Genomic DNA, 21,720 nt, shown 5'->3' on the forward strand with positions numbered 1-21,720 from the left:
CTGTACTACCACTGAAGTTCTGCAAATACCAAAAAAAAGATAACTATAAGAACTATAGCCGCGCAGACAGTATAAGAAATAAACCTTATATACAGGTAGTTCCCCCCTCTCCTACGCGTCTTTTTTAATGACAGGTGTGCCCTAGTTCAGTTCTAGCTTACCGTAGGCTGTTTCGTACTGTTTCAGTCTGGGGTCTCTGAAGATCCTGAGCTGGTACTGCCCCTTCTCGATTTCAATGAAGTGGTTCATGTCCAGCGTGAAACCCAGCATATCCTGCTCCTTGAACAGCGGGTAGCGCTTCATCTCTCCACTGGCGTTTATCTCGAGGGCAACGGGCATAGCCTGCTGCTGCTTAATTAAATTGCCGGCCTTTGCGCCAGAAGGCTCCAACGACAGGTTCTCGAAGTTCTCATTGTAGATCACCAGCAGCCCGGAACTAGTGGCAAAGCTGCGATGGGAGTTTGCTCTACCATCTCTCGTCAGCTGCCCTTTGTAAAGCGTGTTTTCCCAAAGCCTGTCCAACTGCTGGTTCAGCCCCACAAAGATAACAGGCCCCGAAACAGGATAGCTGCTGTACTTGGTGGTTTTGATGAAGTTACATTCCAACGAAAAGATATATTCCCCGGAGTGCAACCGCTGCAAATTCTTAACCGTCAAAAACAGGCCTTTGCCGCCGTACTTTTTGGCTAGCTTCTCCGACGTTGGCGTCAGCAGGCCGCTGTAGCTCATCCCCTTCTCCAGGTGGCTCACTCTATAGCCCACTTTTCTACCGGCGTTGTACACCGACACCACCACCGGCTCATTGTCAGGTGTGAGGAAGAACCTGCTGTCGTAGTACTCCTTGATGCCCGGCTCCCCTACCTGCACCTGCTTTATTTTCTGGGATTTAGAGTCATAGGTCATCACCAGCGGGATGGCTTTGTTTTTCGCGCCGGCCATAACGATGAGCCGCTTGGCACGCGGGTCCACCTGCCCGTAGAGGTATAATCTCCTGTCGTTGCCAATGGCTACATCCGTCAGTACCAGGTGATCTTCCATAGAGGCCACGTCGATGGAGGTTTTGTAGAGTTCAGCGAAGTGCTGGCTGAAAGCCTTCACCTCGATACGATCCGCCGCGCCCCTGTCGGTATACTCCCGCACGATGGCGTAGGACTTTTTATCAGGGGAAGAGGTAAAATAGATGGGCGAGCTGTAGCTTTTCTTCTCATCAAAAGTAGTCAGGAGCAGCGGTGTGCCCAGGGCTTTCATTTTGGAGCTAAGCTCGTTGACGTACACAAACTCTTTGTTCTTCTCCTTATCGCTCACCGAATACAGCACATAGAACTTATTGCTGGCGCTCACAAAGCCGTGGATGAAGACCTTCTGGTTTTCGCTGACTTCCATTTCGGAGGTCAGGAACCTGGTTTCGGAGAAGTTGACGTAATCCTTGAACTCCCCGATCTGCAGGGCCTTACCGGCCCCGGTGCTGAAGCCCTGGTAGGCTATTTTGTTCTTCACGTCGAAGAAGGAGAACTTCCCCGCAGTGGAGCCATACTTCAGCTGCAGGCGGCTGGGAGGCTCGGCGAATTTTTCCCGGAGCTCGTTTCCTTTCAGCATATCCCCGAGCTGCGCATCATAAGACTGGGCACAAAGGGTAAAAGGAAGAAACAGTAAGAGTAGAAGTTTTTTCATGCTTTTAAGTATTAAGTTGTTTTATAGTTGATCATACAAAGCCCGTTTAAGTAAGGGCCTGTTTGTTTCTCTCATAGGCAGCTCTGGGCCGCTTGTCTTCATTTCAGCAACAATTTAGGAAGATATAGTTGAAGCTGTTACTGTTCTGTGCGTTCTTCTGGGATTCTTGCCTGTGTAGGCTTCAGCTTTACTAGCACAAACACTTCTTGGTTAGGACAGCCGCATCAACAAAAGCTAAACCAATCTTTCTCTGTATAAGTCTCCCAACTACCAGGGTACTTCTCCTTTGTTTCTACTTTAACCGATTCAGGAATCGGCTCCTGATGATAGTTAAGGCCTTTATCCTTCAGGAAAGCTACTACTTCCATTTTAAACTCATGCTGCTCGGAGACCAAGTCTAAAACAGCCTTTCGTAGTGCCTAAAAAATCAAAACTTCCTGTCCCTCAAACACCTGCAAAAAACCTTGGCTTAATACGTTGAAGAATAGTTTTCACGATTTTGGTTCCACAACATCCTCCACTTGTTCATTATACCAACTGCTTCATCCCCATCATCCATGTTGATTCCTCTGACATGGAACCACAGGTACAATGAATCAACTTGCTCCTTTTTCTTTTCAGCATCCGCTGCTCCTTCCATTACTTCATCAGCAAGCTCATAATATAGGTCTTTATTAGATTCTATTACAACTGAAGGTGTTCTTTCCTGATTAGATGAATGGATAATTCTTGGCCCAACGTTATAGAGAATCATGGTCATCAACAACACGGCTAAACCTACTTGCTTTATCATAAACTATCTTTAGCTACAGTTTCACTCATTGGCAGGGATGTCTGCTTTTTCTCTATTCTTGTCCTCCTTTACCAGGGCAGCTCCTTCAGTTAGCATCTTTAGGTCCTCCAATATATTCAATTCTGTAGTTTTCCGCGCAATAAGCTACTAGCTCTAACAAGGCTACTTTTATGCTACCAGTGTTAGCTCCACTTACACTAATCCCACAGCTCCTAAAAAACATCAGTTAAACCACCTGTCTGTTACTATATATTGCTTAACTTGTGTTTTAATCTTTCCAACAATTTAAAACAAACTAGTATGTCAAACATCTTCTCTTTTAGCGGAAGAATCCGCAGAACCGAGTACGCCGTTACGCAAATTGTTTTATCATTCGTAGGCGGCATCCTCTTCTTTATTTTCGGGGCTTCGCTTTTTGCCGGCGAGTCGGCAGCAGTTGGGGCAATGGTCTGTCTCTTTATTACCATGCTCTTGCTTAGCTGGGTTAGCCTTGCTGCTGGCACCAAAAGATGCCATGACCGCGGGAACTCAGGCTTTTTTCAGCTGATCCCTTTCTACGGACTCTGGATGCTGTTCGGCGACGGTGACCACGGAGGCAACCGCTACGGAAATGACCCGAAAGGACGCATGAGCCAGGCGGACCTTTTTAGAGCCACCGCTTCTGCTCAGGCTCCTCAAGAGGCTCCTGTAAGTATCTAAAACAAGAAGGCCCCTGCTTATGAGCAAGGGCCTTCTTGTTCTACTTTTCCACGGGCAACCCTTCGCACCTTTCACGGAAAGGAATATGCAGCGGTATTCAGGGTTTTGAAAGTACATATCAGGAAAGCCAAGAAACTGGTAAATAGAGAGAGTTACCTGGCTATAGAGCTGATCCCGTTTAGGTGAATACCTCCAACAACTTCCTGTTACCACAGACAGGAGCGAATAACTTACGCTAAAAGCGCATTCAATGCAACGAATGCTGCTCGCTGCTTTACTCTGAAAGCGATCTCCTGTTTGTTCCTCACTTAACCCATACTACAGCTTAACCGCTGCCTCCTTCAAGCTTCGCCAGTATCCGGTGCCTGTGTAGGCTTAAAAGAAAAAATCCCTCTTCGGTGGCAGAGGGATTTAAACCTAATGGGCAGGAAATGCCTGAAGCACAACCCTTACATGTTGTTCTGGCTGCTGTTGTAACGACTCTTTTGATCGGCAAGTACTACTTGTAGTTCTTTTGCCAGGTTCTCATACTTACTAACATCCAGCATCTTTATCTTATTAAGATGCTTCTCAGCTTCTTCAAAATTATTCAGCCACATATAGGCTTCTGCACAGTTCAAGTGTGTGGCAGCGGCTACCTTGGCATCTACTCGTGCTTTCTTATTTTTCGGATCCGCTTCTTTCAGCGCATTATTCCACAACTCTAGTGCCTTTTCCAGCTCAGCCACCGCTTCCGCTTTCTTCTCCTGGTTGGCTAATTTGCTGTAGCCTGTGGTCGCACTTTCAAAGGCTTGGTTAAAGTCATCGTAAGAAACTTTCTTGTCCTTGATATTGAGGACTGTGGTTGCTCTCAACATAGGATTGTAGCCGTACTGGCTGGCGAGTTCCTCCTTCACGATGTTCATATTTTTTAGAATGATCGCATCGTCCAGCCCGCGCAGGAAGTTGTTCTGGTTTATAGCCCAGTGCTTTTCAAGGCCGTCCTGTGTTTTATACTCACCTGTTTTTGCTACTGTTAGTTCACTTAGCGCTTCGATAGGCGACTCATAGAGCACTTGCCCATCCTTATTTTGTACTCGCAGCGTAATCGGATGATTATAAGACACCTCATAGTAATAATACGTAGTGGTGATGTCTTTTCCATCTTTCTTAATCATCGATTCCCTTGTCTGCGGCACAACGTCTACCACCGAAAAACCGTGCAACAGCACCGTTACCTGCACATCGGCATCGGCATCTTGCCGGGTATAACTCGGTATCTGTACATAGGAATTGGCAAGGCTATTGCCATCATGGATTTTCGCAACGTATGGGTCCTTGCCAATAACGGGACCTTTAGGCTTGCCCTCATCCAGTATTATTTTGCTAAAGGCCTTCGCCCCCAAAGATTTTTGCTTGTACTCAGCCTTCTCGGCGGCGGCAGTCGCTTTGATATCCTCCACTTCCTGCTGGCGTGCTTCTTTGGCAGCCTCTACCTCTTCTTTATAGGCAATCTCTACTTTACCCGAGAAGGTTTTCGCTTCTTTTGGTAGAGGCTGTAATGGAAGCCTCATGTAGTTAAAGCTTACCTTCTCAAGGTTGATATCCTGCGCAACGACTATTCCTGACAGCAGAACAAAGGATAATGCAGCTGGTAAAAGTTTTTTGTACATAAGTTTGTCTTGTATTAAATATTTCTGGCAAATGTAGATAATTACCTGTGCAATCCTAGCTTATTTAAAACGAATACCAATGTATTACCATGCAACTTCATATGTAAAGCTTACCTAGTTATCTAATGGGTGTGTTTGAAGGGAATTTGGAAGCAACATGTCCCAATTTATCACTTGGTGAGGTCAGTCTTACAGCTGGTTTAGCATAGTACTTGCGAGGCTACTAAAACGCCCTTCATGATTCTAACCGTACAATTTCCGGCACTCCTCACATACTGAAGCTCATCCATAAAAGGTACTTTAAAAAGTCTAATATTTACATAGGAGATGCCTTAAGTTCGTATTTATTCGTGGCGAAGCCTGCCGCTCTTCGCAGTATGGACACATACCGCCGTTCTGCTGTTGAGCAAGTAACGCGCGGTGCTGCTGCTGAATTGAGCAACTTTGATTCTCGTTAAAGCGCCGGCTCGACTTTTACAGGAGCGTCAGCAGTATAAGGGTGCTCTTACTCTAATGAGTTCTTTCCTTACTAAATGCTGTTATTTTTATTGTAAAACCTCCTGGATCGGCTCACCATTAGCACCGTTTGGAAGAATAATATCCAGCATAAAAGATAATGTCGGGGCAACGTCGGTAATATTTTGCCTACGGACAGATGAACCAGGTTTTATATGCCCACCGTACCACAGCAGTGGCACGTGCGTATCATAATTGTAACCTGTTCCATGAGTAGTGCCAACCTTACCGCCGTCCAGCCAGCCAGGCTCCAACACTACAAATACATCACCAGATCTTTTGTAATTATAGCCTTTCTTCAGCAGCCATGGATTCCCTTCACAGTAATCTTGCTGCCGCAACTCTCCGGAAGTATACACAGCCACAACGCCATCTACATCACGCAGGTAGCTGGCAACACTTTGCTGTACCACATCGAGATCCAGCTTTTTGTCGCGCACAATTTTGTGATTCAGATACACTTGCTGGTTTGTCACGTACTCCACCAGTCCATCCTCCCCGTAGGTATTCTGTAGAAAGGCTTCAGCCTTCCTTCTCAAGTCTTTTTGGCTGAAATAACCGGCCGGCACTTTATTAGTGACCAAATAGTTTGGCACTTCTGCGGCGGCATGGTCAGCTGTCAGGAACATCACGTACTGCCCCTCTCCCACTGTACTGTCCAGGTAATTGAGCAGATACGCAATATCCTGGTCCAGCCTCAGGTACATGTCCTGAATTTCAGCAGAACGGGGCCCGAAACTGTGGCCCAGGATATCAGTGGACGAGTAGCTCACAGCGAGCAGATCCGGCACCTCATCTTGCCCCATATGCTCCCCTGCTATGGCAGCCATAGCCAGTTCTGTGACGATGGTGTTGGCAAACGGTGTATAAGTCAGTAGACTGTAATTTCCATTATCCGGCCCCAGTTCCCTCAGGTTATAAGGAAAGACGGCGGCGCGTTTTCCCTTGAAGACTTTTTCGAAAGGGGAATCATCAGGGCCTTCATAGGTTGCCAGTGGCATTAGCATGTTCCAAGTGCTGTCCATGTACTGTTGAGGCAGGCTTTTTGTGTTAAAAGCATTTACCCAATCAGGAAGCGCTTCCATATAGTAAGTGCTACTGATAAATTTGCCTTGCCTGCTGTCGAACCAATATGCCCCGTCAGCCATGTGGCCAGCAGGCATGATCGCACCACGGTCTTTCACGGCAACCCCAACTACTTTGCTTTTGCTATTTGTAGATAGCTTTAGTGCATCTGCAATGTTTGTTGTTAACAGGTTGCGAGGCGACCTTCTTCCTGCGTCTGTGTCGCTTCCTACAGATCTCGCCAACGTATCTTCGGCACAGTACACCGTACGGCTCAATTCCCGGCTGTACCAGCTGTTGGCTACGATGCCATGGACGGCAGGTGTAGTGCCGGCGTACACAGAGGCATGGCCAGGCCCCGTAACAGTGGGCACGTAATTGTAGTGGGTGTTCCGGTTATAGTACCCTTGGGTCATCAGACGCTTGAAGCCTCCGCTGCCGAAGTGGTGGTAAAAGCGCTGCAGGTAATCAGGCCTGAACTGGTCTATGATAACTCCCACCACTAATTTTGGTTTAGAAGTATAGGCCTCTCCGCTTTGCCACTGCACCGGCTGGTTGCCAGTGAGACCTGCGATCGGCTGCTGAGAGCGACAGGCGGTGAGCACCAGCAGCACGATACCTGCTGCCTTCAAACGTAATCTCATATTAGTCTAGCTTAAAATTACATAACAGACAGCTCTGACAGTCACACACGGCTCAAAGCCGTGACAACCGCTGCTCTGCCCAGCAGAGTGATGTTAGAAGAACTTGCGCTTTGTACTTTGGGCCGGGATATACCCTTTGATGCTCTGGGCGGCCTCTACCGGCAAGTCTGACTCCAGAATATCAGCTCCTCCTTTGATGATCTCCTGGTAAGCCTTTTGTCGCGCTGCCGGGTCAGAAAGCTTGTCATAGATAGGCGCTGCGGAAATCATGCACATGACGCTCCGGGTGTGCAACAGGTCATACATCTCCTTGTTACCAGATTTGCTCTCTGAACCGATGTACGCGATCATGTGGCTCCAAGGAATGCCCGCCTGCTCATATTCAGCTAGTGCTTCTTTGGTTTTCACAAAGGCAGAAAACATGATCTCGGAATTTTGTTCATGGTAGAACCTGGCTTGGGCGGCGTTGTGCACCGTCACCATCACGTACCCCTCTGCCTGGTGCTTTTTAATGAGGGCGGCCGTTATCCTCAAGGGCACGTCCTTCTTGTCCAGGTTAAGGATCGTTTTGCCTCTTCCCCACGCTATTACCTCCTCCAGTGTGGGAATGCGGTGCTCCGTCACGTTTCCCGCACGGTCTTTCAGCTTCAGCTTTTTAAGTTCGGCCCAGGTGTAGTCCGACACTTTTCCAGTGCCAGTGGTGGTACGGTCTAGGGTGGCGTCGTGCATCAGCACAATAACGCTGTCTCTGGTCAGTCGCGGGTCTATTTCAAAGAAAGCGGGGATGTGACGCAGCGTATGCTCAAAAGCCGCAATACTATTTTCAGGGTAGCCTTCAGTGCCGCCGCGGTGCCCGCTGATGAGCGGAACACCCTGCCCTGTGTACCTAAAGTATTCCCGTAGTTTGCTGCTGCCGTTAATCTGTAGCGTGTGGAGTTTAGGAGCCCTCTCTACCCTTACAGCACAAGCACTCAAGAGAAAGCCCATTGCCATTAAAGGTATGAAGGCAGCGAGCCGCAGAAGTGTTACAATCATATTCCCAAGGCACTTTTACAGCAAGCTGTTCAGACGTTTCAGAATCAGCTCTCCCTGTTCATCCAGTGTAAATTGCGTGATAGCAGAGTTATCGAGTTCAAGTTTACGATAATTTTTGAGCGGCATGCCCAACTTGTGCGCCAGGTACAGGCGGTTTACGCCATTGTGGGCCACCACCAGTACATTACCGCTTAGGTGCCGCTCTGCCAGCGATCTGAAAAAATCATCCACACGGCTTATAACTGCCTTGCCTGTTTCCCCGATGCCGCCAGCCTGGCAGTTGGTCGGGTCATTCATCCAGTCAGTCCACAGGGTTTGGTTTTCAGCGATAAACTCTTCTTTGGTTTTGCCCTCCCAGTTACCAAAATCAGCTTCAATCAAGCGCTCATCCGTTACCACTTCTGTCTTACCACTGGCGATGTAGGCTGTCTGGCTGGCCCGCTGCAGCGGAGAGGCATATACAGCATCAAAATTTATACTTTTAAGCTGCTGGCTCACAGCATCTGCCTGTGCCAAGCCTTTTTCTGTTAAAGGTAAATCAGTGCGACCACAATATCTGTTGCCGTCGGCATTCCAGGCTGTTTGCCCGTGGCGCAATAAGTAAATGTTAAGCATATTGATAATTTGATGCTATATAACCTTTCTCCTGCATAAGCTGCAGGAATTTTTTGTAGCCCCGCTCGTAGCGTTCGCTCATTTCCTTTGTCGGGTACACTTCTTTCTCTACCTGTGTCAGGGCACTGGCAGCCTCTACAATGGAAGTATAATGTGTTTTGGATGCAGCTAATATGGCAGCTCCTACGGCACCCGTTACATGCCGCATTTTGTAGATCGGCAAGTTCAGCACATTGCTCCGGATGGTGAGCCACACATCGCTGTTGCTGCCTCCTCCCGCCGTATACACGGCCTTCACCTGCTCCCCGGATAGTTGCTCGATTAGCTCGAAAGCAAAGCGTTCCACATAAGCTACCCCCTCCATGTTAGCGGCAAAGCGCTCAGCCTCGGTCAGCCCTTCAGGTTCAAATCCTACTGCCTGCGGAGCAATAAAAGGGAAACGCTCCCCCTGCTGGCGCAGCGGCCAGGCCACTAGGTCAGTAGGAATCAGTTTTGCCGCCTGTTGATTCAGCTCGTCCAGATTGCCGGAGAAATCCGCTGATACCCAATCGGCACCCGTGTTGCTTGCGCCACCGGGCATCCAGAAGCCTTCGGGGTGGCGGTGGCTGTAGAGCCTCCCCTGCGGATCTACCACCTCCTCTTTTGTAACCCCTTTCACCACCAGGGTGGTACCGATGGTCGTGTTCCAGTCACCCAGCTTCACCGCGCCGGAGGCAATCTGGGAAGCGCAGCCGTCTGTCATACCTGCCACTACCTGAACAGTTCTCGGCAAGCCCAGCTCCTGTGCCAGTTCTGGAAGCATAGCGCCAACAGGTGTGCCCGACGGCACCACCTCCTGCAGCCACTTCCGCTTCAGCGGCAGCTGTTCGTAAAGGTTGGCAGGCCATTGGTTGTTTTTGACATCGTAGCCTGATTTCAGGGCGTTGGTATAGTCCGTTATATCAAAGCGGCCACTTAGTTTACCAATGATGTAGTCTGCCGCATGCACCCATTGGGCCAGCTTCTGGGCCTGCTCCGGGTAATGCTGCACGTACCACACCATTTTGGAAAGGCCGCTGGAGGCATTAAAGCCCGTATACCCATCCGGAGTATGCTGCAAGGCTATCTCCCTGCACAGCTCCCCTTCTGCAGCAGAGCGTTTATCGCTATACATGATGGCGTTGTGCAGCGGCTCATTGGCAGCATCCAGCGGAATAACCGTGCCGGAGGTAGATGTAACTGACACAGCTTTTACCTCCTGTAAGTTCACCTCCTTGCCGGCCTGCGCCAGGAGCGCATGAAGCGAGCGCAGGCAGGAATCCCACCACACCTTCGGCGACTGCTCTTCTCTGGACTGGCTGCTGAGCGGGAAAACTTCTTCATTGCTGCCGAGCACATTCCCTACCGAGTCGACCAGCACGACGCGCGCACCTTGTGTTCCGATATCTATTCCTATAAAATACGGAGCTCTCATACGACCTCCTCTCTTAAGTCCCCCTGTCTAAGACTGCGGCGCATGCTACGCCATTCCTCCTGCTGGGCTTCATGTTCCTGCGCTGCAGGGTAAACTATTTCTGCCACAGGTGTATCCCCTTCAGGTATACCCAATGCCTGGTTGCAGATAAATGCTCCGCCTATCACCGATGCCTGCTGAAACCCTTCCCGCAGCAGCACTTTCTTGTTCAGTAAGGTGGCAATGAACTGCCGCAGCATTGGGCTTTGCATGCCGCCACCGCAGGCCCATACGTAGTCTAGTTCGTGGCCCGTTACCTGGCACAGCGCCTCGCAGTTTGCCTTGATGCAGCATGCTATATCCCAGAGGGCGGCACGCACAAAGCAGGCGCGGGTAAGCTCATGCGATACTGGCACATTGAAGGAAAACCCACCCCGAATGACAGGCGATTTCTCATCAGCGATCAAAGAACCAAGCGAGGCCACGCATTGCGAGGCTGGCGCAGCGGCAAGTTCCCGCTCAATCACATCATAGCTTTCGTAAGGGTAAAATATTTCTTTCAGGCGCTGATAGTTCAGCCCCGTTACTCCGGCGTTTGTCTCTAGTATAAAGCAGCCCTCCTCTACATGTCGGTTCGTCCAGGTGCGTTCCTGCTCATCCACCAAATAGTCTGTCATGATTTTGGTAACAGGTGTGGTAGTACCGGAAACAATCACGATATCATCCACAGAAGGGCGCGTGCTCTTGATCGCCAGCTGAGTATCTGCCCCACCCACTACAACTACCGTTTCAGGTGAAATTTGCAGCTGTTGCGCATACACTGGCAGCACTTTACCAAGTATAGCCCCGGAAGAATGAAGCGGAGGCAACACCCTGCTTTCAATCCCGAAGGCGGCGCAGAGCTCTTCTGACCAACACTTCGCGGCTACATCATACAGCTGCGTTTCAGATGCCTGCGAATGCTCAAAACCTTTCACGCCGCTTAGCTGGTACTGAGCCCAATCGCTTATACTTAGCAGTGTGCTGAATTTATCATACAACGCTGGCTGCCTCTCCCGTAACCCCACTAACTTTAAAGCAGAGAAAAGCGAACTCGGATAGCGGCCCGTAAGCTGATAAATGCGCTCCTTGTTTGCAAGCATGCATTCCCACTCCCGGCCACGGTGGTCGTGGTTCGGAAAGCCGATGATAGCATTTCCTTCTTCGTCCAGCAACACCACGCCTTCGCGCTGGCTGGATGCCGTAACAGCTTTGATGACTACCTGCGGCACCTGCTGCAGTGCTTTTGCGGCTAGTGTCAGGATCTGCCCCCACAATGCTGTAGGGTCAAACCATAGGGCATCTGCGTACTTATCATCTGTTTTGTAGTGTACATTGTCGCGCTCCACACAAAGTACCTCTCCTGCCGGAGTAGCCACCGCTACCCTAACATTACCGGTACCAATGTCCACGATCATGTATGCGTCCTGTGCTGCCATATTGCTTAGCTTTGCAGTGTCAAAATATCTTTGTTTACTAATTGCTTCAGTTCTTTCTTACCCTCCACAAACCACTTTTGCAAAGCAGCATTCATGATGTCGGCGTGGTGGTCTTCCACCTCAAATGTGGCTCCGGCAATATGCGGCGTGGCCAGCACGTGCGGCATGTGGATGATCTTGTAGTCCGTCTCGTCCGGCGGCTCGTGGTCGAACACGTCCAGGATGGCACCACGGATACGCTTATTCTCCAGCGCATCCAGCAGGTCTTCCCGCTTCACCACGGCTGCGCGGGCGGTGTTCACAAAGATGGCATCAGGCTTCATTAGCGAGATAAGCGAGGCATCAATCATATTGATCGTCTGCTCCGTTACCGGCAGGTGAACAGAAACGATGTCGCTGGTTGTAAACACCTCTTCCAGTGTCATTTTTTTATAGGCCGGGTCCGGAGACTCCATAAAGGGGTCGTAGAATTGAATATCGCAAGGGAAGCAGCGGACCATTTCAGCAATGCGCTGCCCGATGGCTCCAAACCCTACCATACCGATAGTTCTGCCGGCCAGTTCGTTACCCTTAAATTGAAGGTATGAAGTATGGGCACCGGCCTCCCAGTTCTCACCTTGCAGCCAGGCACAGCCTGCCATTGTATGGCGAAGTAAGGAGATGGTGTTAGCCACAAACATTTCAGCCACAGCCTGTGCATTACGGGCCGGTGTGTTAAATATGGGTATATCCAGCTCTGTGGCCGTGCTCACCGCCACATTGGACGGCGTGCCCCGGCAAACACCAATAAACTGCAGGTCAGGATAAGCGCTGATTACCTCCTCCGTTACATGATCATGCTCCGTAATCAAGGCCTCTGCCTGCGTATCTGCAAGCAGCGCCTTGAGCTCCTGCTCGTTGTAGGCACGGCCATGGGGCTTCCAGGGTCTATATATGATTTCTCCAAAAGTTGCCTGCAACTGCTCTAGTGCCTTCTCATGGTAAGGTGCCGTAATTAAAATCCTCATATTATTTTCTCTCTTTAGAAGTAATACACAATGCTATTATGCAATTTCATACTTGCCTTAGCGCCTGTTAAAAGGCAATGATGCGCGAGGTTCTCCGCTGCACCAAGAGCCCTTGCTCCAGCAGCTGCGGAACCATACTGTCTCTCATGGTGAAGTATACCCACATACCCCCAGCCTAAGCGACTGGGGATACTGGCCTTGTCTAATCACAAGCTACTCACCTTTAATGCCTTGCTATTGCTGGATTACTACCAGCTAATTTGCTTTATTGATAGCCCGCAGAGGTATACCTGTGCCGGAACTAAGCCTTAGTTGCTTATGACTTTTCAGCGCCCAGCATCAAATCTGCTGCTACAAAATAGTGGTCGCTGGGATACAGGTTGCCCTTGTGGTCTTTGATGATGTTAGCAGAGAGAGCTCTGCCTCCTCCACGGTGAAATATGAAATCTATTTTTTTGCGCTTGTCTTTTTTCGGATAGTCTTCCCCCTGAAAAGAGTGCACAGTAAACCCTGCCTCTCCCTCTCCATGTATGGCAGCATAACTGTCTGTCCAGCCCTCATTGCGAATAATCTCATACACAGCATTGTCAACCCCCACATTAAAATCGCCGGTCAGGAGCTGCTGGTAACCTGCGGGGTATTGTTTCACCTCGTCCATCACCATGTTTATCTGCTTCTCGCGCGCCTCCTGGCTCTGATGGTCCAGGTGCAGGTTAACGACCCTAAAGTCGAGACCGGACTTTTTGTCTTTTAGACGTACCCAGTTGACATGCCTTGCCCGGGCTGTGCCCCACGACATGCTGCCACCAATATGTGGCGTATCGGACAGCCAATAAGACCCGGCGGAGAGCAGCTCGTAGCGCTGCCCTAAAAAAAAGATGGGATTTTTGGCGATGCCGTGGTAGCCTTCTGTATGGGCATCCATCTCCGGCCCTTCAAAACCATAGGAAAAGAAGTTAGGAAATGCTTGTTTCAGGTCTTCATTCTGCACACGCAGCACCTCCTGCATACATATTATGTCGGGCTTCTGCGCCCGCATTACATCTACACAGAGTTTTTTGCGCGCACCCCAGCCAAAGCCTTTGGCATCATCGTCTGGCAAGGCCACCCTAATGTTACAGGTAAGTACCTTATGCGGTGTGCCAGCTTTTCCTGCATAGGCAGTATCTTCGGCGTGAAGCACTTGTGGCAGCAAGGGTATGGCTGCCGCCACACCGATGCCCTTCACAAAGCTTCTTCGCGAGAAAGTATGTTTTTCTGACATATCAGGAGAGATTCTTTTTATAACTCAGAAACTGCCAGCTCCGGCGAGTTCAGGAAAGCGCCTGACTCCACCAGTTCGGCGCGCAGTTTCTGCACATCTATTTTTGATGGGGCAATGCCCTCACGCACGGCCAGCTTGGCCGCACGGCCTGCTGCCTCGCCCATGGCCATACAAGGCGCCATTACCCGGATAGCTGACATAGCCTCGTGTGTGGTTGAAATGCTACGCCCAGCCACCAGCAGGTTTTCTACTTTTAGCGGCACGAGCGAACGGTACGGAATATCATAGCAGTCGCCACACCACTCCAGGGTACAGCCTCCGCCTTCCGGGTGATGCAGGTCCAGTGGGTAGCTCGCCACGGCAATGGCATCGTCAAACCTACCGCAACCCATGATGTCATCACGGTTCATTACATACTGGCCCACGATACGCCTTGTCTCCCGGATACCCAGGAACGGCGCAGTTTTCGTGAAAAAGGATTCTTCGAAACCTGGCACGTAGTTGACAAGGTAGCGGTGAATTTCTTTGATCTGCTCACGGCCTTTGATCTCGCCATAGGACAGGCTTTGCGGGTCCACCCCGTTAACGCCCTGCACGCTGGACATATTAATCCATACTTCACCTTTTCTCAGGCCAGTAATTACGATGGTGCGCTCGGTTGGCAGCTGGTATCCTTCCGCCTTGGCTTGCTGCATCAGGTTACGAAGGCCCACTACAATAAACTGGTGGTTCTGCCCAAAATACTCGTTCGGGATAAAATCTGTCAGGTAGGTTCTCGGCTCCTGGGTTATACTTTGACGAAGCTTCTCGGTATCCACGCCACCCAGGCAAAACATCATGGTAGGTGGTTGTGTGCCACCATGCTCGTTGCCCTGCTCGGTGGGCACACCTGCACGGTATGCCACGTCTGCATCGCCGGAACAATCAATCACAACCTTGGCAAGTATAACTTCACGGCCAGCCTTGCTCTCAATGACCACGCCACGCAGGGTATCGCCCTCCATAATTACATCCACACAGAAAGCGTACAGCAGCACATCTACACCGCTCTCCACCAATACCTCGAGGCCTACAGCCTTTACCGCCTCCGGCTCTACTAAGGTTATGCTCATGTGCAGCGGGCATGGGCGGTGTTCGCTGGCAGCATTTTGCTCAGCGAGTCTGTCGATAAACTTCTGCGGCAGGCCCTTGATGATCTGGTTACCTTTCTGGCCCAGGAAACCAAGTATAGGAAGGCCGATGGTCATGTTACCACCCACAAAGCTTCTGCTCTCGATAAGGGCCACCTTAAGTCCGTCTTCAGCGGCTGCCTGTGCCGCCATGATACCGGATGGGCCTCCGCCTACTACCAACACATCCACTTCTTTGCGCACGGAAACCTCTCTTGCAGGTATAGAAATTTTATTACTTGCCATGATTTTGTATGAATTATTAAGTCGATATCTATTGAGCTCTATCCTTTATTTGCTTGGTGCGGTTACCACCCGTTGTTGATCAGCTCTTTTTCTTGCTGCACCTGTTGTATGGCTGCCTCTTTCTCTGTCGCTAACCGTTCTAACCTTTTAGCCAGCAGCAGGATGCCTACCCCGATCAAAAGCAACAATGCCGCAAAACCGCCCAGGATCAGGGCATCCACCTGGTCTACTACAGCCAGCACCAGCATTATGGCACCTACAATGATGGTAGACCACCCGCAAAGGCGGGCTGGTAGTGGCGAAGGTGTAACGGGTACAGCTTTGTGGTGCCGGGTACGGTTTGCCTGTATGCGCTCCCAGCCAGCGTGTGTTTTTTTGATGGTTACCTCCGCGATCAGGAGTAGTGCTAAGGGGAAGGCAGTACCGACCACTATTTCGGTCATGCGCACGTTGAGCTGCGCAAGTTTTGTGAACGGTGCAAAAAAGGCTATATCCGTAAACCAGCCGTCTGTCTGAAAGCCACCTTTTACTAGAAGGCCTACTGCTATACTTAGCAGGGTAACCGTCCAGGCAGTGCCCAGGCCGATTTTACTGGAGAAAAGGCCCCAAATAGTAGGCAGCACCAGTGGCCCCGTAAGTATGGCCACCGAGGCAAGTATGTACCCAGTATAAGTACCCATGCGGGGTATGATCAGGGCACCTGCTATCGCAATCCCTCCGAGCAGCAGCGTAATCACACGCCCTACTGTCACGAGTTCTTTGTCATCAGCTTCAGGCCGGATCAGGCGCTGGTAAAACTCTGTGGTAAACGCACCCGCAAACACGTTCAGTTGGGTAGTTACCATACTTGCCGTAGCCGAACACATGGCCGCAATCATCAGCCCCAGCATACCGGCAGGTAACACCACCTGGCACGCCAGGATGTACGCTTGCTCCGGATCAGCAGAAGGATCAATCAGGCGGTATGCCATAGGCGGCAGCATCCAGATTAATGGGCTCACCAAGTATAAAATACCGAACAGGTAAGATGATTTTTTAGCGTCTTTTTGGGAAGGAACGCACACAAAGCGCTGGATGTAAGCCCACTCTCCTCCCATTTTAAAGAAAAACACCAGGCTCCAGCCTGCCAGGAAGAACCAGGTAAACTCCCCTGAAACAAGGGAAAAGAATCCTTCTGGTGCTTTTTCAACGAACCCATCCACACCACCAACACGCAGCAACATAAGCGGCACCACTACCAGCACAGAAACTGTAAGTATGATAAACTGCAAGGCATCGGTCATCAAAACCGCCCACAGGCCACCGCCAGAGGTAATTAGAATAACCAAGACGGATATGAGCAGCGAGGCAATGGTAACAGAGAAGTGACCTGTTTCAGGATCGGCCAGGAAATGATCGGCAGGGAGGGGAATAAGTGCCGTGACAATGACGGCTAGTGCGTAGATGGCGCCCCCCATGGTAAACACCCCTACCGTACCCTGCAACCAAGTATAGAACTGCACAATGGACCTGCCGAAGCGGGCATCCAGAAAAGCAGCGGCAGAGTCGTAGCCAAAGCTTTTCCAGCGGCCAGCCAGCAGCCACCCTACCAGCATGGAGGCTACACCGATTACGGCAAGTATAGATACACCTACCATTCCATGCTGATAGGCAATGCCGCCCCATACCACAAACGTACCGGCAGAGAAGGTGGTCATAAACGCAGAGAGCCCCGAAAGCCACCACGGCGACTGGCCTCCGGCTGCAAACATTTCCTGCGTATTCTTTAAACGTGAGAAGATACTCCCCATCACCAGCAAGCCCGCCAGATAAATTACTAAAACGATAAGATCGGTACTGTTCATAGCGTCGTGTGCTGTTGTTCTTTTTTTGTTAAAAGCTTTGCAGGCAAAGCAGATGCTTCTTTACTCTGCTTTCACTCGCTTTAACCTGAGTAGCAAAATTCACCTGCTTCAACTTCCTCCCTTCCTACCTTTGCAGAAAACAGGTATATGCTTTATATTTCTTTCTGATTATTATATTTAACTCCTTAGCTTTGACTAAAGTAAAGCAAATAAAATATTATTAACAATTTTTTAACACACAATTAAATATAATTAAACATTATGTAAGTGTTAAAACACTAGTTTTACTTGCCAAAACTTATCTACAACTATCTTGCTATTAAAATATTAGCAAACCATCAAAGCTCATCTAATAGCTTTGATGGTTTGCCTTTACAAGACAACTGGGTGCAGGAAAGAGGACTATGTAAGCTTTACTTTATTTAAAAATAAAGTACTACGGAGCTCCCGGCAATTCAATTTGTATCATATTCCGATCCTGCCATCTCCAAAAGGGCAGAGACTTACAGCTCCTCGCCTAGCAAAGAGCTAGTTGTACAAAGGCTCTGTAAACTGGCTGTCGCCGTCAGTCTCTAAAATATTGCTGCCCGGGCGCGGAGCAAAGGTGCGCACAGTTAAAGTTTGTTTCGTAGTGTTAAACTTCATCATGCGCATCAGGCCATTACCACCGTTCCGGTTGGTGCCATCGTAAGGGGCGTTCTCGCGCGACTGGTAATCGGCCAGGTACGACTTGATAATGTGACCATTGTAATTATCACGTCGAAACCCTTCGCCGGAGATATGCCCGCTCAGCATCAGGAACACGTTGTTATGTAGCTTCATACGGTTGTAGATCACATCACCCTGGTTGGTGAACTGGCTGGCAACACTGTTGTTTCCCTCTCCGGGTTTCACATCGCTGTTCGATCCGTTTGGCCTGTTCAGGATACTGTGGCTCACTACAATAGCTTTGCGATCGGAATAGCTATCGAGCACCCCTTCTGCCCAAGCCATCACGGCGCTCTCAATGGAGACACTATACTTTTCCTGCCCCGGTGAATTAAACTCTAGGTACAACACGATGTAGTTCTGGCCGTTGGCCGTAAATAAATCATAGTGGTTGTCGCTGTTGTTAGATGAGCCGTAAGCACCGCCATACCACGAAAACTGCTGCATATGGTTTCTGCCGAAATACGTACCATAGCCACTGTTCGTACCCGGAGAAGCCGGATTACCGAATGGCGTCTGATCGTGGTTGCCTACCGCTACACCATAAGGTATGTTGTCAGCCTCCAGTTTATACATTTCTGTTTTCGCTCGCTCCCACTCCACCTCGTTTGCATCGTCTCCGTGGTCTACCATATCTCCCAAATGCACCACATAGGCAATATTCTGTGCCTGCTTATTGTCTCTTATCCACTGAATCTGCTCCGCGAACATCTCCATGGTGCCGCCATGCTTTAATGAAGTATAGTATTGTGTGTCCGGCAGCACGGCAATTGTGAAGAACGCGTCTTCCTCCTGCGCTATGGCTTCCTCCTCAGGAAAAGGGTCAGCATCGGAGTCACTTTTACAGGCTGAAAGGCTGATTAGCAAGCAGGCAAAAAAGAAGAACTTGCTCACATAAGCTGTACCACAATCAGTTTGGCTTTGGAACTTTAAGGTTAGAAACTTTTTCATGATGCATCTTATGTTTTTTGGTAAGACAAGTATGAAACATGGTACGACTGAAGCACGCACAAAGCCATACTTCAGAGGGCTTTAGGGGCATTACCAGGTGTTAATCAAATTGAAAGGTAAACTCATCGTAGTTGGCATGTCGCCAGGCCAGATGCTGCGTAGAGGGCGATAAAGCGAAAAAGGGAGAGAATGTCTTTACCTGAACTGTCTTCCCGTCAGGCAGAAATTCCAGGATTCTAAGCCAGCCGTCGCCACCGTTGCCATAGTGCCCGCCTCCCATGGCCTGCGCGTTAAAGGTCATCTGGTGCACGGTTTTACCGGCTGCGTTTTTATCAGTTCGATACCCTACATGCTTTCGGGCATTGTCTTTGGCTCCGATATGGCCTGATACCACCATTTCAATGTTTTTAGAACCTTTCACCAGCTTGTCCCAAACGGCCAGCCCAGGGTTAGCGTCTGTCAGGTCGTAAGACATACTTTCGATGTGCTCATTTTTGTAGTTCAGGTAAGCATGTGTGAGCAGTATCACGGTGTGGTCTTTATACTTATCTTTTGCCACCACCTCTCTGGCCCAGCCTAACACGGTATCGCGCGGGGCAAACTCCAGCGACAGAAACAGGAATTTCTTACCAACCGGAGACAACCATTCGTAAGCAGCATTCTCCAGGCTGTTCTCGCCGTACACGTTGGTAAACACCTCCCGCAGCAGCTTCTTGTTTTCACGGTTTTTCTCGGAGTAGAAGTAAGTGGGGAAATGAGTTGTTTTAGGCTTATGCGTGTAGCTGAAGATGTTGTAATCGTGGTTGCCAGTGGCTGTTACGTAAGGCAGCTGGTTATCCAGTTTACCAAAAGCACCGGATACGTTCAGCCACTGCTGCCTGCCCGTCTGGTCCATCTTTTTGCCGTCCGGATTGATAATGTCATCATGCTCCACCAAGTCGCCGGTACACAGCACCATCCCAATGTTCAGGCTATCCTTGCGTGCCACTACCCAGTTCATCATCACATCTAGTATAGGCTGGTTGCGCTGGAACTTTACATAGTTCTGTAAGTCCGGCAGGATTACCATCGTATAAGAGTCTTGCGTAGATAGTTTTGGCTCCTGAAATGCCTTTTTACCCTGTGCAAAACCAGAAAGGGCCGAAAGCAGGAGCAGACACATACCGCCTGCTCGCCAAATCATACTTTTATTAACCTGTTTGCAAATGATGCCAAGTATAATCATACTTAATAATTAGGGTTCTGCTTTAAGTTCTTGTTGATGATGATTTCTTTGGATGGGATCGGGAACAGGTACTGTCTTTCTTTGTCGAAGTTACGCTCCACCAACACCTTCACAGTACCTGCGTTGTGTAACGCTGAAAAATCCGGCAGCCAATTTTCATCAATTTCTGGTGCCTGAGAATAGAACCACAAATTCTGGTCTACCACCCTCTGCTTCAGGTCATTCGGATCCAGAATGCCGTAGATCGGACGGATCAGTGCCTTCTCAGCCAGGCGCCATCGCAGCAGGTCATCAAACCTTCTGTTTTCCCAGGCAAACTCGATACGCCTTTCGTTGCGCAGCTCTTTTCGCAACTGCTCCTGGCTGGTGGCGGTAAGGGCCGGATAAGCCGTTGTATTGGTTACATCCACACCATAAGCCCTGGCCCGCACGGCATTAATGGCATCAAGCACCGAGGCATCAATTTCATTCAGCTCTATTTGAGCTTCGGCATACATCAGTAGCACATCCGCATAGCGCATAATTCTGATGTCGAAGTCTGTTTCGTTGTTATCAGACCAATCTTCGTCCACTCCCTTCTTCAGTGCCAACCCGTTGTAAGAGGCATAGGTATCTACGCTTCTGGTGTCTTTGTTCGCAACCATTTTTTCCGTCTCCATATTCAGCACTTTGGTAGCATAAGGATTAGGGTTATAGATTACTCCCAGGTGCTCTGTTCCAAACTCCACAATGGTCATGGCACAACGAGGGTCACGGTTTTTGAAGGGTTCTCTCGGGTTGAAGAGCGGCGATTCGTCTATCGGAAGGCCATCGGTGCAAGGGTAGGCGCAAAACAGTTCCCAGGATGGTTGTGCCACCGCGCTTCCACCCGGGGTACGGGTGTAAAAATTCTTGGCACCCCAGGAGGAACCCAGTTCGAACGAGCGCGGCAAGGCGAAAACCGTCTCTGGGGAGTTTCTCGTTTTAGACAGAAAGTACTCTCCATAGTTCGGGTGTAGCGAGTACACCTGCAGGTCCATACATGCTTTGGCAGCATCGCGTGCTATAACCCAATCGCCCATGTATAAGGCGGCTCTTGCTTTAAAAGCCAGTGCTGCCCCTTTAGTAGCTCGCCCTAATTCGTTGCTGCCATAGCTTACCGGCAGGCTTTCGATAGCCGCATCAAAATCTTTGTAAACCTGCTGCAGCACGACTTCTTTATCTGTGCGCCCCAATTCAAAGGCATCATCTATGTTTAAATAACCTGTGTAAAAAGGCACATCACCATAGTAGAAAACCAGGCGGGCATAAAACACAGCCCGCATTAGGGAGGCCTCTGCCGCTAATTGTTTTATTTTCGCTTCGGCAACCTTGCCGGTTGCGTTGTCCAGGCTGTTCAATATGGTATTAGCCCGGGTGATACCTTTATAGGTGCTCAGCCACAAATCTTCTGACCGGGACCACTCACTGTTGACAGAGCCTGCCGGAAAAGCATCGATCGCCTGGCGCTGTGTCCAGTTATCACTCATGCGCTCTGTGTTATAGTTGATTTCAAAATCCCATAGGTAGGTCCTGTACAAATCGTTTAGGGCCAGGGTTATCTCTGTCTCATCGGAGTACCAGTTCTCAGAAGAACCCTCAGACAAAGGATTTACGTCTAGTTTTGTACAGCCTAGCAGCAGCGGCAGCAGTGCTATAAGAGCTATAAGCTTTTTCATCTGGTTATG

16 protein-coding genes are annotated in these 21,720 nt (G+C 49.7%); 1 reads left to right on the forward strand and 15 read right to left on the reverse strand.

Annotated features, from left to right (window positions below; all coding sequences use genetic code 11):
• Window positions 1-141: 141 nt before the first annotated feature.
• Both CA264_RS11430 and CA264_RS11435 read right to left on the reverse strand, forming a co-directional pair.
• On the reverse strand, window positions 142-1,671 hold the full coding sequence (locus CA264_RS11430) for a hypothetical protein (RefSeq protein WP_025607264.1): 1,530 nt from the start codon (window positions 1,669-1,671) through the stop codon (window positions 142-144).
• 469 nt (window positions 1,672-2,140) lie between these two features.
• Window positions 2,141-2,464, reverse strand: coding sequence for a hypothetical protein (locus CA264_RS11435; RefSeq protein WP_025607266.1), 324 nt, complete (start codon window positions 2,462-2,464; stop codon window positions 2,141-2,143).
• Between the two features lie 300 nt (window positions 2,465-2,764).
• Here CA264_RS11435 and CA264_RS11440 point away from each other — a divergent pair, with 300 nt between their 5' ends.
• Complete coding sequence (locus CA264_RS11440) at window positions 2,765-3,163, forward strand: DUF805 domain-containing protein (protein ID WP_025607268.1); 399 nt, start codon at window positions 2,765-2,767, stop codon at window positions 3,161-3,163.
• 449 nt (window positions 3,164-3,612) lie between these two features.
• On the opposite strand, the gene CA264_RS11445 is transcribed toward CA264_RS11440, so the two are convergent.
• The 13 genes from CA264_RS11445 to CA264_RS11505 all read right to left on the reverse strand — a co-directional run bounded on the left by CA264_RS11445 (window position 3,613) and on the right by CA264_RS11505 (window position 21,711).
• The gene (locus CA264_RS11445) at window positions 3,613-4,815 is read right to left on the reverse strand and encodes a tetratricopeptide repeat protein (RefSeq protein WP_025607270.1); all 1,203 of its coding nucleotides are present in this window, start codon (window positions 4,813-4,815) and stop codon (window positions 3,613-3,615) included.
• A 545-nt stretch (window positions 4,816-5,360) separates the two neighbouring features.
• Window positions 5,361-7,040, reverse strand: a complete 1,680-nt coding sequence (pafA, locus tag CA264_RS11450) for an alkaline phosphatase PafA (protein WP_084196209.1) — start codon at window positions 7,038-7,040, stop codon at window positions 5,361-5,363.
• Between the two features lie 93 nt (window positions 7,041-7,133).
• A complete protein-coding gene (locus CA264_RS11455) occupies window positions 7,134-8,075 on the reverse strand; it encodes a glycerophosphodiester phosphodiesterase family protein (RefSeq protein ID WP_036776081.1) in 942 nt (313 codons plus the stop codon).
• Window positions 8,076-8,090: 15 nt separating this feature from the next.
• Window positions 8,091-8,690 carry a histidine phosphatase family protein gene (locus tag CA264_RS11460; RefSeq protein ID WP_025607275.1) on the reverse strand — a complete coding sequence of 200 codons (600 nt, stop codon included), beginning with the start codon at window positions 8,688-8,690 and terminating at the stop codon, window positions 8,091-8,093.
• Window positions 8,683-10,143, reverse strand: a complete 1,461-nt coding sequence (locus CA264_RS11465) for an FGGY-family carbohydrate kinase (RefSeq protein WP_025607277.1) — start codon at window positions 10,141-10,143, stop codon at window positions 8,683-8,685. Before CA264_RS11465 ends, CA264_RS11460 begins: the two co-directional genes overlap by 8 nt.
• Window positions 10,140-11,600, reverse strand: coding sequence for an FGGY-family carbohydrate kinase (locus CA264_RS11470; protein ID WP_025607279.1), 1,461 nt, complete (start codon window positions 11,598-11,600; stop codon window positions 10,140-10,142). Before CA264_RS11470 ends, CA264_RS11465 begins: the two co-directional genes overlap by 4 nt.
• A gap of 5 nt (window positions 11,601-11,605) precedes the next feature.
• On the reverse strand, window positions 11,606-12,607 hold the full coding sequence (locus CA264_RS11475) for a 2-hydroxyacid dehydrogenase (protein ID WP_025607281.1): 1,002 nt from the start codon (window positions 12,605-12,607) through the stop codon (window positions 11,606-11,608).
• Between the two features lie 316 nt (window positions 12,608-12,923).
• Window positions 12,924-13,871 carry an endonuclease/exonuclease/phosphatase family protein gene (locus tag CA264_RS11480; protein ID WP_025607283.1) on the reverse strand — a complete coding sequence of 316 codons (948 nt, stop codon included), beginning with the start codon at window positions 13,869-13,871 and terminating at the stop codon, window positions 12,924-12,926.
• Window positions 13,872-13,888: 17 nt separating this feature from the next.
• The gene (locus CA264_RS11485; RefSeq protein WP_025607284.1) at window positions 13,889-15,286 is read right to left on the reverse strand and encodes an FAD-dependent oxidoreductase; all 1,398 of its coding nucleotides are present in this window, start codon (window positions 15,284-15,286) and stop codon (window positions 13,889-13,891) included.
• A gap of 62 nt (window positions 15,287-15,348) precedes the next feature.
• Entirely contained in the window at window positions 15,349-17,130 is a 1,782-nt protein-coding gene (locus CA264_RS11490; protein ID WP_025607286.1) for a sodium:solute symporter family transporter, read from the reverse strand.
• 528 nt (window positions 17,131-17,658) lie between these two features.
• Window positions 17,659-18,789, reverse strand: coding sequence for a metallophosphoesterase (locus CA264_RS11495; protein WP_025607288.1), 1,131 nt, complete (start codon window positions 18,787-18,789; stop codon window positions 17,659-17,661).
• Window positions 18,790-18,889: 100 nt separating this feature from the next.
• Window positions 18,890-19,972, reverse strand: a complete 1,083-nt coding sequence (locus CA264_RS11500; RefSeq protein WP_036776506.1) for a metallophosphoesterase — start codon at window positions 19,970-19,972, stop codon at window positions 18,890-18,892.
• 44 nt (window positions 19,973-20,016) lie between these two features.
• Window positions 20,017-21,711 (reverse strand): RagB/SusD family nutrient uptake outer membrane protein, encoded by a 1,695-nt coding sequence (locus CA264_RS11505; protein ID WP_025607290.1) that lies wholly within the window; start codon window positions 21,709-21,711, stop codon window positions 20,017-20,019.
• Between the last annotated feature and the right edge of the window lie 9 nt (window positions 21,712-21,720).

It is taken from the genome of Pontibacter actiniarum (assembly GCF_003585765.1).
GTDB classification, from domain to species: domain Bacteria; phylum Bacteroidota; class Bacteroidia; order Cytophagales; family Hymenobacteraceae; genus Pontibacter; species Pontibacter actiniarum.

What these genes read in the sequence shown, in the direction of transcription:
- CA264_RS11430 (WP_025607264.1), bottom strand. Translation starts at nt 1,671, where the DNA reads ATGAAAAAACTTCTACTCTTACTGTTTCTTCCTTTTACCCTTTGTGCC.
- CA264_RS11435 (WP_025607266.1), bottom strand. Translation starts at nt 2,464, where the DNA reads ATGATAAAGCAAGTAGGTTTAGCCGTGTTGTTGATGACCATGATTCTC.
- CA264_RS11440 (WP_025607268.1), top strand. Translation starts at nt 2,765, where the DNA reads ATGTCAAACATCTTCTCTTTTAGCGGAAGAATCCGCAGAACCGAGTAC.
- CA264_RS11445 (WP_025607270.1), bottom strand. Translation starts at nt 4,815, where the DNA reads ATGTACAAAAAACTTTTACCAGCTGCATTATCCTTTGTTCTGCTGTCA.
- pafA (WP_084196209.1), bottom strand. Translation starts at nt 7,040, where the DNA reads ATGAGATTACGTTTGAAGGCAGCAGGTATCGTGCTGCTGGTGCTCACC.
- CA264_RS11455 (WP_036776081.1), bottom strand. Translation starts at nt 8,075, where the DNA reads ATGATTGTAACACTTCTGCGGCTCGCTGCCTTCATACCTTTAATGGCA.
- CA264_RS11460 (WP_025607275.1), bottom strand. Translation starts at nt 8,690, where the DNA reads ATGCTTAACATTTACTTATTGCGCCACGGGCAAACAGCCTGGAATGCC.
- CA264_RS11465 (WP_025607277.1), bottom strand. Translation starts at nt 10,143, where the DNA reads ATGAGAGCTCCGTATTTTATAGGAATAGATATCGGAACACAAGGTGCG.
- CA264_RS11470 (WP_025607279.1), bottom strand. Translation starts at nt 11,600, where the DNA reads ATGGCAGCACAGGACGCATACATGATCGTGGACATTGGTACCGGTAAT.
- CA264_RS11475 (WP_025607281.1), bottom strand. Translation starts at nt 12,607, where the DNA reads ATGAGGATTTTAATTACGGCACCTTACCATGAGAAGGCACTAGAGCAG.
- CA264_RS11480 (WP_025607283.1), bottom strand. Translation starts at nt 13,871, where the DNA reads ATGTCAGAAAAACATACTTTCTCGCGAAGAAGCTTTGTGAAGGGCATC.
- CA264_RS11485 (WP_025607284.1), bottom strand. Translation starts at nt 15,286, where the DNA reads ATGGCAAGTAATAAAATTTCTATACCTGCAAGAGAGGTTTCCGTGCGC.
- CA264_RS11490 (WP_025607286.1), bottom strand. Translation starts at nt 17,130, where the DNA reads ATGAACAGTACCGATCTTATCGTTTTAGTAATTTATCTGGCGGGCTTG.
- CA264_RS11495 (WP_025607288.1), bottom strand. Translation starts at nt 18,789, where the DNA reads ATGAAAAAGTTTCTAACCTTAAAGTTCCAAAGCCAAACTGATTGTGGT.
- CA264_RS11500 (WP_036776506.1), bottom strand. Translation starts at nt 19,972, where the DNA reads ATGATTTGGCGAGCAGGCGGTATGTGTCTGCTCCTGCTTTCGGCCCTT.
- CA264_RS11505 (WP_025607290.1), bottom strand. Translation starts at nt 21,711, where the DNA reads ATGAAAAAGCTTATAGCTCTTATAGCACTGCTGCCGCTGCTGCTAGGC.